Annotated in this window: 13 protein-coding genes and 1 riboswitch; of the genes, 4 read left to right on the top strand and 9 right to left on the bottom strand. The window is 64.5% G+C overall.

Features of this window, described 5'->3' with window-relative positions; translation table 11 throughout:
• Positions 1–62: 62 nt before the first annotated feature.
• The 9 genes from JJB74_RS16825 to JJB74_RS16785 all read right to left on the bottom strand — a co-directional run bounded on the left by JJB74_RS16825 (position 63) and on the right by JJB74_RS16785 (position 11,189).
• Positions 63–671 (bottom strand): cytochrome c oxidase subunit 3, encoded by a 609-nt coding sequence (locus JJB74_RS16825; protein ID WP_200593604.1) that lies wholly within the window; start codon positions 669–671, stop codon positions 63–65.
• Positions 668–2,584, bottom strand: a complete 1,917-nt coding sequence (ctaD, locus tag JJB74_RS16820; RefSeq protein ID WP_200593602.1) for a cytochrome c oxidase subunit I — start codon at positions 2,582–2,584, stop codon at positions 668–670. Before ctaD ends, JJB74_RS16825 begins: the two co-directional genes overlap by 4 nt.
• Complete coding sequence (gene coxB, locus JJB74_RS16815; RefSeq protein WP_200593600.1) at positions 2,581–3,597, bottom strand: cytochrome c oxidase subunit II; 1,017 nt, start codon at positions 3,595–3,597, stop codon at positions 2,581–2,583. Before coxB ends, ctaD begins: the two co-directional genes overlap by 4 nt.
• 4 nt (positions 3,598–3,601) lie before the next feature.
• The gene (locus JJB74_RS16810) at positions 3,602–4,144 is read right to left on the bottom strand and encodes a c-type cytochrome (protein ID WP_234484244.1); all 543 of its coding nucleotides are present in this window, start codon (positions 4,142–4,144) and stop codon (positions 3,602–3,604) included.
• A gap of 213 nt (positions 4,145–4,357) precedes the next feature.
• Positions 4,358–6,124, bottom strand: a complete 1,767-nt coding sequence (locus tag JJB74_RS16805; RefSeq protein ID WP_234484243.1) for a methanol/ethanol family PQQ-dependent dehydrogenase — start codon at positions 6,122–6,124, stop codon at positions 4,358–4,360.
• Between the two features lie 167 nt (positions 6,125–6,291).
• Positions 6,292–6,639, bottom strand: coding sequence for a hypothetical protein (locus JJB74_RS16800; RefSeq protein ID WP_200593594.1), 348 nt, complete (start codon positions 6,637–6,639; stop codon positions 6,292–6,294).
• Positions 6,640–6,788: 149 nt separating this feature from the next.
• On the bottom strand, positions 6,789–7,595 hold the full coding sequence (locus JJB74_RS16795; protein WP_200593592.1) for an alpha/beta hydrolase family protein: 807 nt from the start codon (positions 7,593–7,595) through the stop codon (positions 6,789–6,791).
• A complete protein-coding gene (locus JJB74_RS16790) occupies positions 7,582–8,745 on the bottom strand; it encodes a DUF3182 family protein (RefSeq protein WP_200593590.1) in 1,164 nt (387 codons plus the stop codon). Before JJB74_RS16790 ends, JJB74_RS16795 begins: the two co-directional genes overlap by 14 nt.
• Before the next feature lie 191 nt (positions 8,746–8,936).
• The gene (locus tag JJB74_RS16785) at positions 8,937–11,189 is read right to left on the bottom strand and encodes a hypothetical protein (RefSeq protein WP_200593588.1); all 2,253 of its coding nucleotides are present in this window, start codon (positions 11,187–11,189) and stop codon (positions 8,937–8,939) included.
• A gap of 224 nt (positions 11,190–11,413) precedes the next feature.
• Here JJB74_RS16785 and JJB74_RS16780 point away from each other — a divergent pair, with 224 nt between their 5' ends.
• From JJB74_RS16780 to JJB74_RS16765, 4 genes are all read left to right on the top strand, one after another.
• Complete coding sequence (locus JJB74_RS16780) at positions 11,414–12,490, top strand: acyltransferase family protein (RefSeq protein WP_200593586.1); 1,077 nt, start codon at positions 11,414–11,416, stop codon at positions 12,488–12,490.
• A 151-nt stretch (positions 12,491–12,641) separates the two neighbouring features.
• Positions 12,642–13,463 (top strand): IclR family transcriptional regulator, encoded by an 822-nt coding sequence (locus JJB74_RS16775; protein WP_407672363.1) that lies wholly within the window; start codon positions 12,642–12,644, stop codon positions 13,461–13,463.
• An 89-nt stretch (positions 13,464–13,552) separates the two neighbouring features.
• Positions 13,553–13,909 (top strand): hypothetical protein, encoded by a 357-nt coding sequence (locus JJB74_RS16770; protein ID WP_200593584.1) that lies wholly within the window; start codon positions 13,553–13,555, stop codon positions 13,907–13,909.
• Positions 13,910–13,996: 87 nt separating this feature from the next.
• A riboswitch (cobalamin riboswitch) is annotated at positions 13,997–14,272 on the top strand.
• 87 nt (positions 14,273–14,359) lie between these two features.
• Positions 14,360–16,225, top strand: a complete 1,866-nt coding sequence (locus JJB74_RS16765) for a TonB-dependent receptor domain-containing protein (RefSeq protein ID WP_234484242.1) — start codon at positions 14,360–14,362, stop codon at positions 16,223–16,225.
• Positions 16,226–16,227 lie beyond the last annotated feature (2 nt).

The following is a 16,227-nucleotide window of genomic DNA, read 5'->3' as shown; positions in this document are numbered from 1 at the left end:
CGCAGCCCACGCGTTTTGCCGGCAGTTGTAGAGACGCGTGGGCTGCGCCCACCCTACGGCAATTAAATCCGTGGCACCCAATACACCGCCGCATAAATCGGCAGCCAGGACAACACCACGAACACCCAGTACAGCGCGTTCTCGCTGACATCCACGAAGCGCTTTCCCTCCAGCGGTCCGGTGAACATCAGCACGGTCAGCACCGCGGTGTCGAACACATCGGTAACGATATGAATCGTGTGCATCACCATCAGCATCCACACTGCCGAACCATAGGCCTGGCTGTCCCAGCGGGTATTGAGGCTGCCGAATTCCATCGCCCGTAGTCCGATGAATGCCAAACCGAAGACAAGGCAGACGATAAGCCACAGGCGCACCGCGCGCAGGTCCTGGCGCTCGCTGGCGCGCTTGGCGAAATGGTTGGGCGCCAGACTCAGCAGCAGCAGCACGGTATTGGCCGTGCTCCACAACAGCTCCGGCGGCGCGGCATTCATTGGCCAGTGCGCCGAATGACTGCGCAGATAGAAGTAGGCCGCCAGCGTCAGCGCGAACACCGTGCCCTCGATGATCATCAGCCCCATCGTGCCCCACCACATCAGGCTGCGGTGGCCGAAGCCGTAGGTCGGCAGCCGGCTGACATCGAGCTCCGGCTTTTCCAGCATCGCGCTCATGGCCGCACCTCCGACCGCTTTGCATTTTCAGTGACCCGGCGGTTCGGCCAGAACCAGGCCGTCATCGTAATGGCCACCGGCACCGCGCCCCAGATCAGCGCCCAGGGAGTGAAGATGGTGCCAATGAACAGCGTCGTCACCGCCAGTGCCGCCAGGAAGGGCCAGATGCTCGGTTTCGGCAGCAATGGCCGCAGGTCGAGCTCGGCATCCATCACGGTGGTGGTCAGCACCTGGCGCTGGTCCGCGGCCAAGCCGCGTACCGTGGCCGGGATGCCGTCGGGCTGCCACAGCGGATAGCGGCCGCCGCACACCGGCGGCTCGACAAAGTTGGCCGGATGCGGCGGTGAGTGGGCCAGCCATTCCAGTGTGCCCGCGCCCCAGGGATTGGCACCCGCCAGCGTGCCATGCTTGCGGCTGATGATTACATTGATCAGGAACAGCAGCACCGACACGCCGATGATGCCGGAGCCTATGGTCGCCAGCAGATTCATGCCATCCCAGCCCATGCCGGAAGGGTAGGTCCAGACCCGGCGCGGCATGCCCTGCAATCCAAGCAGGTGCATCGGGAAGAACGCGACATTGAAGCCGATGAAGAACAGCCAGAAATTCCAGTGACCCAGGCGCTCGTTCATCAGCCTGCCGGTGAACTTCGGGAACCAGTAATAGAAGGCGCCGAACAGGGGAAAGACCGCGCCGCCGATCAATACATAGTGCAGATGCGCCACCACGAAGTAGGTGTCATGCACCTGCAGATCCAGCGCCACCGAGGCCAGCATCACGCCGGTCAGTCCGCCCAGCGTCAGGATGAAGAAGAAGCCGAGGCAGAACATCAGCGGCGTCTTGAAGCTGAGACGGCCGGTCCATAGCGTGGCGATCCAGCAGAAGATCTGGATCGCAGTCGGAATCGCAATCAGCGCGCTGGAGGCGGTGAAGAAGCTCTTGCCCAGCTCCGGCACATCGGTGGCGTACATGTGATGCACCCACAGGCCGAAGGCGAAGAAGGCGGTGCCGATCACGGCCAGCACCATGGCCGGATAGCCGTACACTGGCCGGCGCGAGAAGGTGGCGATGATCGAGGAGATGAAGCCCAGCGGCGGAATGAAGATCAGGTAGACCTCGGGGTGGCCGAAGAACCAGAACAGGTGCTGCCACAGCAGCACGTCGCCGCCTTCGGCCGGATTGTAGAAGTGGGTGCCGACCAGGCGGTCCGTGATCAGCGCGGTCGAGCCCAGCATGACCGCGGGCATGGCGAACAGCACCATGAAGGACGTCACCAGCATGGTCCATACATACAGCGGCATGCGGTTCAAAGCCATGCCGGGCGCGCGCAGCTTGAAGATGGTGGTGATCAGGATGATCGCTTCCAGTAGCGCCGACAGCTCGGTGAAGGTGATCATCTGCGCCCAGAAGTCCACGCGCTTGCCGGGCGAGTAGTCGGGGCCGGACAGCGGCACATAGGCGAACCAGCCGGCGTCTGGGCCGATGTTAAGGAAGAAGGCGATGTACAGCATCAGGCCGCCCATCAGGAAGATCCACCAGGCGAAGGCATTCATGCGCGGAAAGGCCAGGCTGCGCGCGCCGACCATCAGCGGCACCAGGTAGGAGGCGACCGCCTGCATCACCGGCACCGCGAACAGGAACATCATCGTGCTGCCATGCATGGTGAACAGCTGGTTGTAAAAATCCGGGCCCATAAGGTGGTTGTCCGGCCGCGTCAGCTGCAGCCGTATCAATAAGGCCAGCACGCCGGCGGCAAGGAAGAAGCCCATCGTGGTGACGATGAAGCGGATGGCAATGGTCTTGTGATTGATCGCGGACAGCCAGCCAATCAAGCCGGTTCTGTCGCGCCAGGTGTGAGCCAGGCGTTCCGCTTCGACGGAGTAAGGTTCGCGAGTGCTTGGCATGTTCCTCATCGCAGCGTGGCCAGGTAATCGAGCAGCGCATTCAGGTCCTGCACTGACAGGTCCGTGGGCGGCATGTTGGTGCCGGGCTTGATCGTTTGCGGCGAGACGATCCATGCCGCGAGCCGCTGGCGCTCGTTCGGTATCGCGCCGGCGGCGAGCAGGCCGCGGCTGGCCATGTGGGTCAGGTCCGGACCGAAGCTCGCGTTCGCGCCGATGCCCTGGATCGTGTGGCACATCACGCAGCTGCGCTCCATGAATACCTGCCGGCCGTGGCTCTGGCTGGCATTGAGCACATTGCCGGCTTCGCGGCGTTGTCCATCGGCCCAGGATTCATAGCGGTCGTTAGGCTCGGCCACGACCTCGAAGGCCATCAGCGCATGTTCGAAGCCGCAGAACTCGGCGCACTGGCCGCGATAGGTGCCGGCCTTGTCGGCGCGGAACTGGATCAGCGCGGTGCGGCCCGGGATCATGTCCTTCTTGCCGGCGAGGTTCGGCAGCCAGAAGGTATGGATCACATCCGAAGCCTTGAGCGTAATGATCACCGGGCGACCGACCGGGATGTGCAATTCGTTAGCCGTATTGAATATCTTCGAGGCGTCGGCATCGTCGTAACGCGCTTCCCACCACCATTGATGCGCGGTCATCTCGATATGCACCGCATCGTTCAATGGCAGCCGCATCAGCGCGCGGTCGGTGCGGTAATCCGCGACGATCAGCACGAACAGCCCGGCGATCGATGCGCCGAGCGCGATGATGATGTTGCGCTGGACTCGCGGTTCGGGGCGTGACAGCGCGCCGGCATCGGCTGGCGTAGTGGCATTGCTACGCGGCGCACGCCAGATCGCGATCAGGAGCGCCGCCAGCACCGCGGCGAACACCACCGTGCAAAGGCCCAGCGTGAGATGCCATAGCCGATGCACATGCTCGGCTTGCGGCCCAGCCGGCTCCAGCGCGCTCTGAAAGCTTGCGGCCTGCACGCCGAGCGCGGCAAGCTGGAGCAGGAGGGGCAACGCGCGCTTCATCGGTTCACCTGTCCGACTGCGGTTGCGACACCGGCCTCGGTGTTTCCTTCTCATGCCGCTGCTCGGGCTTGCCTGCGGACGGGCTGTCGCTGCGCGACGGCGCGACATCCGAGCGCAGCTGCCCGCTCATCGAGCGGATGTAGGCGACGATCTGCCAGGCCTGTTCTTCCGGGATATGGCCGCCGAACGAAGGCATGCCATTGGGCCGGCCCTGCATGATGCTGGCGAAGATGTTGGCCGGCTCATGGCCATAGATCCATTTATCGTCCATCAGCCCCGGCCCGGAATCGCCGCCGCCGGCGCCGCCGTGGCAGCCGTTGCAGTTGTATTGCTTGTACAGGCGCTTGCCCTGTGAGGTCGCGTAGGCGTTTTCTTCGAGCGGGTTCGAGGTCGCGGCGCCGGGCAGCGCTTCGCCCGGCTGCACGCTGCTCATGCGCAGCGGTGCGGGCGGCGAAGCGCCCGGTGGTGAGGTCGGCAGCGGGCGTTCTTCGCGGTAGCAGCCGGCGAGGAACAGGGCGAGGGAGATGGCGAGGAGCAGGGGCTTCATTGCGCGGGCCCTATCGGAACTGCAACGAGCGCGCATGCACGCAGAGGGCCGCGTAGGTTGGGCTGACGAAGGAAGCCCAACATGCTCGCGGACCGCAAGCGCCTGATGTTGGGCTTGTCAGCCCAACCTACGAATGTTCGCATCCTCGCGGTTGACAGGTGTTCGATGTTGGGCTTGGCACCCCAACCTACGTGCCACATGCTTTTTCGCGGATCACGGCAGCGCGAACACATACAGCATTCCTCCCTTGCCGGTCTTCTGCGGCAGATCGCCCATCGCATTCACGAAGCCCTTGGCCGCGGTGCCGTCGCGTGCATCGAGTTCGCCGGAGACGATGGCCCCGGCCCAGCCGCCCACGCCGGACAGCACCGCGATGTACTGCTTGCCGTCCGGGCCGCGATAGCTGATCGGCTGGCCGATGATTCCCGAGCCGGTCTTGAACCGCCACAATTCCTTGCCCGTCTTCGCATCCAGCGCCTTGAACCAGCCTTCCATGGTGCCGTAGAACACCACGTCGCCAGCGGTAGTCAGCGCGCCGCTCCATACCGGAAAGTCTTCATCGACGACCCAGGCCGCGCGCTTGTTCACCGGGTCCCAGGCGCTGAACTTGCCGCGCTTGCCGCCGGGGCCGGGATACATCTTCAGGTCGGCGCCGATGAAGGGCGTGCCGGCGATGTAACTGGTCTGATAGGTCGCGGCGTCCTGGCATAAATTCTGGTGCGGCAGGTACAGCAGATGCGTGCGCGGCGACCAGGCCGAAGGCTGCCAATCCTTGCCGCCGGGCGAAACCGGGCAGATGTTGCGGATGACTTCGCCGGTGCGCGGCTCCTTGGCCGGGTCGTACTTCAGCGCGCCGCTGTCGAGATCGACGCCGGTGCTGGTGGTGACCGGCACGAAGGGCGTGGCGGACAGCACCTGGCCGCTGCCGCGGTCCATCACATACACATAGCCGTTGCGGTCCGGGTGCAGCAGCGCCTTTGTCGGCTTGCCGGCGATGTCCAGGTCGACCAGCACGTTCTCATTGATGCCGTCGTAGTCGTGCAGATCGTGCGGACTCAGTTGATAGAACCAGCGCGCTTCGCCGTTATCCGGGCGGCGCGCAAAGATGCCCGAGGTGAACTTGTTCGCGCCGGGACGCTGTTCCGGATTCCATGGCCCGGGATTGCCGGTGCCGTAGTAGATCAGGTCGGCGTCGGGATCATAGGAGATGAAGCCCCAGACATTGCCGCCGCCGATCTTCCAGGCGCCGGCTGGCCAGCTCGACACACCCAGGTCCTTGCCGCGTTCCTGCGCATAGTAGGGTTGGTAGTTCGCGCCGATCAGCACATCCCGGTCCGGGCCGGTGCTGTAGGCACGCCATACCTGCTTGCCGCTACCCGCATCCAGCGCGGTGATCCAGCCGCGCACGCCGAGTTCGCCGCCGCTGTTGCCCACCAGGACACGGCCCTTGACCACCAGTGGCGCCATGGTCATGGTTTCGCCCTTGTTGATGTCGCCCAGCTTGGCGCGCCAGACTTCCTTGCCGCTTTGCGCATCGACGGCGATGGTCTGGTCGTCCAGCGTGTTGAAGAAGACCTTGCCGTCGGCATAGGCGGCGCCGCGGTTGACCACGTCGCAGCAGGCTACGCCCTGCGCGCTGGCGTCGGGCTTGGGGTCGAAGCGCCATTTCATCGTCGCGCCGGGTTGGGTCAGGTCGAGCGCATACAGGTAATGCGGATAGGGCGTAACGATGTACATCGTGTTGCCGACCACGATGGGTGCGGCTTCATGGCCGCGCACGAGGCCCGTGGAAAAGGTGAAGGCCGGCTTCAGGTCCCGGACGTTGGACGCATTGATCTGGTCCAGCGGACTGTAGCGGGTGTTGGCGTAATCGCGCGCCGCCATCGGCCAGTCGCCGTCCCTGTCCTGCGCCGCGCAAGGCGGCGTGCCGCATGTGATGGCGCACAGGAATAGCGCCACGTATTCCGCATGTCTTTTCAAGCTGCCGTCCCCGTCTGCGGTATCGAACTCTATTGCTCCACATCGGTGCAAAAGCCGTGCCGGGGCGGGGGGCGCATGCCGCCGTCGTTCGGGCGGCATGCTTGTAAGAACTACAGGTTTTTCTTGTATTTCATGCAACTGAAGCGCTGGCGCGCGGCATGTTCGGATCAGGTACGTCCGTTCTTCTGTTCCGGCGGCTCCTTGGCTGGCTCGAACGGCTTGTCGACGGTGGCTTCGACGCCGCGCTGTTCGCGCGCATCGGTATCCTGTTGCCCCTGGGCGACGTCCTTGTAGGCCTGGCGCATTACCTGCCGCTCGCCGCTCTGCTGCGTGCCATCCACCGCCTCATCCTGGTCGTTCGGCTGCCAGGGCGCGCCTTCCTTGCCCTTGGCCTGCTTGTGGTCGATCGTGAACGGACGGGTGCCGGATTCACGCCATACCTTGCCGCCATCGTTGGTGAAATGATGGTCTTCCTCGCTGCGCTTGGGCAACGGTGCGTCGTCCTTGGTGTTCATGGATGGCTCCTTGGTTGGTGGCATGGAAGTTGGAGCGCGGGTGGGAGAGGGAAATTCCCCAAAGCGAGCGTGGAATGAGGTGGGGATGAGTAGGAGCAAGAGTGGAGCGGGGTTTCGCGACGCATGCGCCGCGAAACCCTGCGTTACTTTCATCCAGGCCTCGGCGGCGCTTCAGGCGCTCCTCCCGCAATCGTCATTGGCGAAGGCGCCCGGTCGCCGCTTCTGGCGCCCATGATCATCTCGGACAGCCAGCTCACCAGCACCGTGGTGTACGAACGCTGGCTGGCTTCATCGGATAGCCCATGGTCGGCGCCATGAATCACGCGGTAGGTCATCGAGCGCGGCTGCACGAAGGCTTCGCGATAGCTGTCGATGACTGCGTGCGGAATGATGTCGTCATGCTCCGACTCCACCACGAGCACATCGCCGCGAAAGGCGCGGCAGGCGCGCAGCGCGCGGTTGTCCTCGGCCGGCACGAAATGGCTGCGGTAGGCGCCGAGGTCCTGGTCGCGATGCAGCTGCAGCTTCGGCAATTCCCAGCCGCTGTCCTTGTACAAGGCCGGCACCCGCAACGCCAGCCATTTCACCGGCCGGCGACTGGTCAGTATCGACGCCAGGTAACCGCCGTAGCTGCTGCCGACCACGGCGATGCCGCTTGGATCGATGCCGCGCTGGCTTGCCAGCAGGTCGTACGCGGCAATCACGTCGGCGAGATTGTTTTCCCGCGACACGCTTCCCTGCAGCGGCGCGGTCGCCGCATGGCCGGACAGGTCGAAGGTCAGGCAGATGCAGCCGAGCGCGGCAATTTCCCGCGCCCGCGCCAGGTATTGCTCCTGGCTGCCGCCCCAGCCGTGCACCAGCAGCACGCCGGGTATCAGTTTCGAAGGGCTGACCAGGGTGCCGGCGAGCTGCCGGTCTTCCACATGAATGTCGATGGCATCGTCACGGGTGGGCATGGGTGTCCAGGGTGGTGTACTTGGTAATGAGGCCGACAAAGCGGTCGTCGCCTTGAAAGTAGACCGTGGCGCCCGGCGGTATGTTCACTGCCTCGCCATAGATTTCCCTTGTGGAAGCGCGCACCGCGCGCAGCGATGGATCCGACTGGAAGGCTTCGATCGCGGCGAGCTCGGCGCCGGTGGCGCCGCCGATGCGCCAGGATTGCTCGAGCACACCCGAAAGCCTGTGGCCGGACTCATCCACGCCTTCGGCAACGTCGTAATTCGCGCGCGAGGCCATCAGCCCGGGAAAGCATTCCAGCGCGGCGCGATGGTAGACGCCAGCCTGGGCGATGGAGGCGCGCACCGCGTCGTCGTGATCCAGCGCCAGCAGCGCTTCGAAATCGCCCCTGGCCACCAGCAGGTCGGAACCGCCATAGACTTCGCGGCCTGCGTTGTTGGGAGTCAGATGCTGAATGCCGCAATAGGTGGCGAGATGAGGGCCGAGCCGAATCTGACCGACGCTGCGGGTGATCACCGCATCCAGATTGCGCTCCAGCACCACGCCTTCTTCATGCAGCTTGTCCTCGCCGATTTCCTCGAGCTGCTCTCGCAGTTCATCCTCATTGCGTGCGACCGACTGGCCGATGCCCCCAATGCCGCTCGGCTTCTTGACGCGCACCGCGCCGCTCGACAGCAGGGCGCGGCCGGCGGCGAGCGCGTCGCGCAGGCTGAAGGCCGAATAGCCGGGGAGCACCACCTCGCGCACCCGTTCACCGAATTCGCGCGACCATCCGGTGGGCGCATCGGCGACTGGATGCGGCAGCGGATGCGTGATCAGCTTGCTGGCCACGAAGGGGTAGGGCACGACGCCGCCGAACATATCCGCTTCATCGCGGATGCCAAGCCCTTGCAGTTCGCCGGGATCGTCAATCGTGGCGCGCGGAACGACGAAGAGCGGCATGCCGTAATCGCGGCCGTGTTCATGCTCACCGGCGAACTCATGGCCCAGCAACTCGGCCAGCCTGGCGGCAATGCGCGATTGGCTGCAGCTTTCATGACCGTCCGGGTTGGTGGGTGGTGTCTTCGAATACATGACGACGGCGCGTCGGGCGGCGCGCGGCGGAGCGCTGGTGGCGGCCTGAATTGCGCCGGGGTACTCGGATTTCATCGCGCTCCTCGCCGGTTACGGTCAGCGTCGTGCTGACGGTCGGAGGATTCTAGCCAATCGTTACAGCGCCGATTTCGATTCGGACAAGGTCTGGTGGGGGGAGCGGGGCGGACGTGCGTAGGGCCTGCTGCGCCCACGCGGTTGTACGCTCACCGCGTGGGCGCAGCAGGCCCTACGTTATATCTGCAACGTCAGCCCACTTCCTGCGAGCGCCCCGGCGGCCGTATCGGCGCCAGGCCGGGGTAGCGGTAGGTGTGGTCGGCTTCGCGCTTCTGTTCCGGGTCCTTGGCCGCGGCGACGCGGGCGGTGACGGAAGCCAGGCGCCGATCGAGCGCGGCGGCAGCGGCCTTGAGCTTCGGATGCGGCAGCTCGGGGAAATAGTCGCGCCGGATATAGATGTACTGCGCCACCGCATGCACCGACACGTCGCGGTCGCCGACCGGGTTGCCTTTGGCATCGTGGTACATGTCCTCGTCCTTCGAGCCGTACAGTTCCTGGAAATGCGCCATGCTCTTCGGGAATTCGCCCTTGGCGGGAAAGGACAGGTAGTCGGCCACGGTAGCGGTGGTGTCGGCATGCAGGCCGAAGGCGTAGTGATCCATGTTCCGGATCTGCAGCAGCAGCGCGTCGCGCACATGGCCGCCGCGGTCCATCATCGCCGACCACATGCCGGTCTGTTTCATCAGCTGCAGCACATGGCCCATGTAATAGCCGAGATGCCCGCCCTGTGCCACCCATTTGCTGCCATCGCCGGAAGGCGTCATCGGCTGGCCGAGATTGCGCAGGCCGTTGAAGTAGGGGTCGTCTTTCTTTTCGACGAGCTGCGGCACGTAGATCTGCCGATAGATTGCCTCGCAATGCATCGCGAAGCTGTCCTCGACATCCTCGCGCGCAATGCCCAGCGGATGGCGTGATGCAAGCTTCCAGGCAAACACATAGTGCAGCCAGTGCCAGGCCTGGCTGCGCACCATGTATTCCTCGCGCACGTCGCCGCGCGGATCGCCTTTCATCATCATCTGCACTGCGACATCGAAGCGGCTGCCGATCGCGTGCATCGGGCTGTTCAACAGCAGCGCCATCCAGCCGGCGTTGCAATAGGAATGCAGCGCGTCGCGGGCCCAGCCGTTGCCCCAGATGTCGCCGTTCCTGTCGCGATTGGCGTCGGTGGTGCCGTCGCGCTGGTCGCCATTGACGCGGATCGAGCGCGGGCCGATCGATCCGCCGCCGTAATAATTGCCGACCGTGCCCCAAGGGGTGGTCATGGTTTCGCGGCTGGTCATCAGCGTCATCGTCTTCACATCGCGCACCCAGTGGTTGCCGTGATTGAAGTAGGCCATGCCCCAGGCATCGAGCCAATCGCGGTGCGCCACGTTTTCCTGCAGCCGGCGGCCATTCGGATCGCTGGCCCAGATCGCAACCACCGATGGAATCGCGCTGCGGTCGAAGCGCGGACCGCCGGGGCCGGTGTACCAGTTGTGGCAGGAAAACGAGCCGGGCTCGTAATCCCAGCCTTCGACCCAGGCCGCGCCAAAGGCCGAGCCGCCGTTGCGGTTGAATTCGCTGTTGTGCAGATACGGGTCCTGTACCTTGGGCCAGTAGACCGCGAGCGGTCGTGGCCATTGCGGCGCGCCGTAGATGTTAGCCAGGCCGTTGGAGGAGTTGCGGCCGTAGCCGCCGGTGACCAGCGGCTCGCAGGACAGCACGCTGTAATGCTGCTTGGCAATCGACGGCCGCATGCCGTCCTTGGTCATGCCGGCATAGTACTTGGCGCGGTTCTTCGAGGCGCGCGGCCGGGTGTTCTGCCAGGGCAGCATCATGAACACGGTGAATTTCGGCCGCAGCGGCTCCTTTTCGGAACGGGTCTGGTTCAGGCCCGGCGCATTGATCGGCTTGCCGTCGTGCAGCTGGAACACATGCAGCGTCTTGCCGGCGGCATTCTTCATCACCACCTTGAACGGGCGGGGGAAAGTGATGTGGTTCTTGGAATCGAAGGTGTCGGAGGCGGGATAGGTTTTCCAGGAACCACGGTGCGCAAAGGCGCCGAGCACCTGGTACAGCGGGCGGTCGCGGGTTTCGGTGTTGCTCCGGTCCGCGGCCAGCAGCGTGAAGCCGATTTCGATGTCGCCAAGCATGGCCGATTCGGTGGATTGCACCACCGCGATGGCGCCGTTCTCGGCCGCCATTTCGGCATCCTCATACACGAAGTCGTCGATGCGCTTGTCGAGGGTGACGTTGCCGGCGAGCTTGGGCTTGCTCGCATTGCTCCAGTCCCAGACTTCGAAGCTGTGCGGCGCATCGGCGGTCAGCGCCGGTGCGGCCGGGCCGGCGGGCTTGCTGGCAGGTTTGCCGACGAGTTTGTCGGCGAGTTTTTCAGCGCCATGGGCGGTGCCGGCCGCGGCGCCGGCCAGCGCCACACCCCTGATCAGAAATTCTCTGCGTCGCATCGTTCGTCTTTTCCTTGGATCGTTGGCTTGCGGCGAGCATACGGCGTGCTGCCGACGTCTGCAGCTTGCTGTTTCGGAAATTTGTCTTGCCGCAAATGCCGTGTGCGCGCGCCGACGGGAACGCCGGATGGAACTTGTCGGGCACGAACCCAGGTGTTTTATCCATTTAAGGGCGATGAACGGCCGAGAAAACTTAACAATACGTTATGATCTCGCGATGCCGCATGCCGCGGCCCAACCACACGGTGCTGACGATGTCCGCTGGCCTGTCGCTGTATCTCGATCTGCTGCGCATCCTGGCCGCTCTCGCGGTACTGCTTTACCACCTGTGGCCGCAGATGTTTCCCGGTTTCCCCTTGCCCTGGCCCGGCCATTCCGCGGTGATCGTGTTCTTCGTGCTTTCGGGTTTCATGATTGCGCATGTCACCCATCGTCCCGGCGCAACACTGCGAACCTATGCGCAGCAGCGCGCCGCACGCATTCTGTCGGTCGCTTTGCCGGCATTGCTGCTGTCGGCTGTGATCGCGCCGCTGGCAGGTGATCATTCCCTGCACAGCAGCGGACCGATGACGTTTTCGGCGACACAGTTCGCGCAGCGTCTCTTCGCCAGCCTGTTCTTCATCAGCCAGTCCTGGAAGCTCGATCTGCTGCCTCCCTACAATCCGCCGTACTGGTCGCTGTGCTATGAGGTCTGGTACTACGTGATCTACGGTTTCTGGCGCCTGGGTCCGCGGCGCTGGCGTGTGCCCCTGGCGCTGGGCGCGGCCTTGTGCGCCGGTCCCCGCGCGCTGCTGCTGATGCCGGTCTGGCTACTCGGCGTGGCGGTCTATCATGCGCAGGGCGCGGCGCTGCGGCTTTCGCGCGACGCGGCGCTGGCGCTGTTCTGGGGCAGCGCGCTGGCTGCATTCCTGGTGTTCTGGTGCGATCTCGGCCGCGCCTCACTGGCCCTTCTTCAGCCGCATTGGCCAAACGCGCAGCAGGCCTTACTGGAATCGGCGCGCTTCGGCGGCGATTACCTGCTCGGGCTGGCGGTGGCGGCGCATTTCCTGGCAGCGGCCGCGCTCGGCGACATGCTCGCCGCGCTGCGCGTGGCAGGCACGGCACTGCGCGGACTGGCTTCGTACACCTATTCCGCGTATCTGTTTCATATGCCGCTGGCGGTGCTGCTGTGGAATGGCCTCGGCCTGCATGCGGCCACATTTTTCGCGCTGGCGCTTCTGTTTCTACTGTTCGTGCTCGGCAATTGCACCGAGCGGCAACTGCCGTTTTATCGCAGGATGCTGGCGCGCAATACGGTTTGAGTGCGGCGCGTGGACGATGTTGTTACTCATTGGCATTCCGGGCGCTATTCCGTGCGGCTTGGCGATGTGTTAAGTTCCGTGCGTCACCAACCCGGCCCATCCGGCCATGCCGCGCTAAAGGCGCGCATCCATGCCGCAGCACCATCCCGCCATGACCACATCCGATATGCCGACGCATGCCGAAGACGGCCTCGCCGACGCCGAGCGCAGCGGCGAAGACCGTTATTTCATTACGGCGCTTGCGCGCGGCCTCGACGTGCTCGCCTGCTTTCGTTCGGGCGACCGCTCGCTGAGCAATCAGCAGATTGCCGAACGCTGCGCGCTGCCGAAATCCACCGTCACCCGCATTACCTATACCCTGACCAGGCTCGGCTACCTGGTGCAGTTGCCCGATGGCGGTCGCTATGCGTTGGGCAACGCGACGCTGGCGCTGGGCAGCGCAACGCTGGCGCGCATGGATATTCGCCAGCTGGCACGGCCGCTAATGCATGAGCTCGCCGAGTTTGCGAATGCGACGGTGGCGATCGCGGTTCGCGACCGCTTGTCGATGATTTATGTCGAAGTCGCCCACAGCCAGGCCGCGCTGGCGCTGACGCTGCAGGTCGGCTCGCGCATTCCGCTGGCGACCTCGGCGATAGGCCGCGCTTACCTGGCGCGCGCGCCGCAGGCGGAACTCGATGACATCCTCGAGCGGGCGCGCCATCTCGACGAGCATGCGTATGCCGCTGTCGAGACCGGTATCGAGCGTGGCCGCGAGGATTACCGCGAATACGGTTGCACCACCTCGTTCGGCGATTGGCAAAAGAATGTGAATGGCATTGCGGTGGGTTTTCGGCCGGTTTCCGGTAATCATGCGATGGCGATCAACTGCGGCGGGCCGTCGGTGGATCTGTCGCAGGAGTTCCTGCTCGAGCAGGTGCGGCCGCGATTGATCGAGCTGGCCCAGCGGCTGGAAGGCAGCGCGCTGCGTTGAACCTCGGCACGGCGCTGTGTCACACAAGGCTGCTTCAACTCGCAACCTGCTGCCTATCGAACCGATGGTAGCCATCCAGGAGATCAGCCATGAAAATTCCCGCTTCCATGCCACATTCCCCGGCCGCATCGACGGTATCGGCGCCGTTGCCGGCGCAAAACCCGCAGTCCAACAGTCAGGACCCTGAATTGGCCGAGCTCGGCATCGAGGCCGAAAGAGTGATCAAGAAGGTCATGGAGCGAATCATCCGCAATATCAACGGTGAGCCCGCCGATCTGAAAGACAACGCTGGCTGGAACGAGTATGCGGCCGAGCAGCGTGCCGAGCGCAATGCGACTTCCAGCGGCGCTCCGCAGTCGACCTCTGCTATTGACGAGATGCCAGGGCCAGCCGAACGGATCGCGCATCTTGTCGCCAAACACGCCGCCGGCGGCACGGCGGCCTAGCATCAACCCGGCGCGGCCACATCTGCTCGCGCCGGGCTCCCTTCCTCCGGGCGAAAAACTCCACATTGCCCGAACCGCATCCCCTCCGTACAATGGCGCCGTTCTGGTGCCCGCGGATGTGTCCACGTCCGCAGTTAAACGGGAAACACGGCGCCCGGCGCTTTCGGTTCGCAAGCCAATCAGGCATGGGAAACCGGGTAACGGGCCAACGTGTGCTGCCCCCGCAACGGTAAGGCAAGCGCCGCAGCAATGCGGCCGACCATCCATTCACGCCACTGTGTTCGCATGGGAAGGCGGGAAGGTCTGAGAGCGGCGACGCTCCTGCTTGTCAGCCCGGATACCGGCCAGAACAGGGGGAAGAGGGCGCAAGCCCGCCTTCCGTTCCATCCGGCTCGCGGGGAGGCAGGCCGGTTGACTCCATCACTTCTCGAAATGACTTCAACGATAACAATGAAGGCCGTCGCTTCGCGCCGGCTGTTGGCCGTGGCCGTCGCTGCGGCATGGTCCTGCCACGCCTTTGCCCAATCCGAACCCGCCCTCTCCAGGGTGGAAGTGACTTCCGCCCGTGCCCCGCAGCCGGTGCGCGACGCGCTCGCCGATACCAGCGTCATCAGCGCCGACGAGATCGCGGCATCCGGCCAGACCAGCCTGGTCGAACTGCTGCGTCAGCAACGCGGCATCGAAGTGAGCATGTCCGGCGGACCCGGCACGCAGTCTTCGGTGTTTCTGCGCGGCACCGCGAACAATCAGAACCTGGTGCTGATCGATGGCGTGCGCGTCGGTTCGTCGGCCTTCGGCGGCGCCACCTGGCAGGCGCTGCCGCTGACGCAGATCGACCATATCGAGATTGTGCGCGGCCCGCTGTCCACGCTCTACGGCGCGGATGCGGTCGGGGGCGTCATTCAGATCTTCACCAAGCGCGGCGAGGGCGCGCCGCAAGCGAATCTTTCCGCTGGCCTGGGCAGCTACCGCACACGTGAACTGAGTGGCGGCCTGTCCGGCGGCACCGGCGGCGATCATCCGTTCAGCTACGCGTTGCAGGTCGGCACCGAGCGTTCCGACGGTTTCAATGCAACCAAGCCTTCGAGCAACCCGTATTCCTCGTTCAATCCCGATCGCGATGGCTATGTCCGCGACAGCGCCAGCGGACGCTTCGCGCTGGGACTGGCCGCCGGACACGAACTCGGCTTTTCCTTCCTGCAGAGCCGGCTGAACGGGCAATTCGACGCCGGCATGCCGTATGGCGACGACCGCACCGTCAGCAAGGTTGGCGTGTATGCGCTGACCAGCCGTAACCAGTTCCTGCCGAACTGGAAGAGCACGCTGCAGCTGGCGCGCAGCACCGACCGGACCGATACCCAGGCGCTGGCGTTCGGCGACAGCGCCGCCCATACCCGACAGGACCAGCTGTCCTGGCAGAACGACATCACGCTGGGCACCGATCTGCTGCAGTTGCTAGCCGAGCGCCGTGTCGAGCATGTCGATACCGATCCGACCAGCGGCGTTGTCGCCAGCCGCGGTACGAATGCCTTCGCGGCGATCTACCAGCTGCGACGCGGCGCGCACCTGGCCAGCGCCAGCCTGCGCAACGACGACAATTCGCAGTTCGGCTCGAAGACCACCGGCAGCATCGCCTACGGCTACAAGTTCAGCGAGGCATGGAAGGCCAATGCCAGCTACGGCACCAGCTTTCGCGCGCCGACTTTCTTCGAGTTGTACTACCCGGGTTACGGCCTGCCGACGCTCAAGCCCGAATCGGGCAGAAACCTGGAAGCCGGCGTGAGCTATGCGTCTGGCCGCAACACCGCTACGGCGACGATCTACCGCAACCGGGTATCCGACTTGATCGTCAATGCCTTCCCATGCCCGGTGATCTCCGATGCCTACACCTACGGCTGCGCCTACAACGTCAACGAAGCGCTGATCACCGGCATCACGCTCGGTGCATCGACCGGCTTCGGTCCGTACACCGTGCGCGGCTCGCTCGACGTGCAGGATCCGCATGATGCGAACACCGGCAAGCAGCTCGCGCGCCGCTCGCGCCAGCATGGCGTGGTCGCGTTCGAATATGCGTCCGGCAAGCTGCGCGGCGGCGTCGAGACCGAGTTTTCCGGCAAGCGCTACGACGATCCCGACAACCAGGTCCGCCTGGGCGGCTATGCATTGCTGAACCTGGTCGGCAGCTATGCGATCAACCGCGACTGGACCGTCGTCGCCCGCTGGAACAATGTGCTCAACAAGGACTACGAGCTGGTGAAGGACTACGCCACCGCCGGCTCGAACGTCTTCGTCGCGCTGCGTTACGGCTGGCGCTAGGA

The sequence above is a fragment of the Noviherbaspirillum pedocola genome (assembly GCF_016632335.1).
In the GTDB taxonomy this organism is placed as follows: Bacteria; Pseudomonadota; Gammaproteobacteria; order Burkholderiales; family Burkholderiaceae_D; genus Noviherbaspirillum_A; species Noviherbaspirillum_A pedocola.
This window is presented reverse-complemented; position numbering and strand designations above follow the sequence as displayed.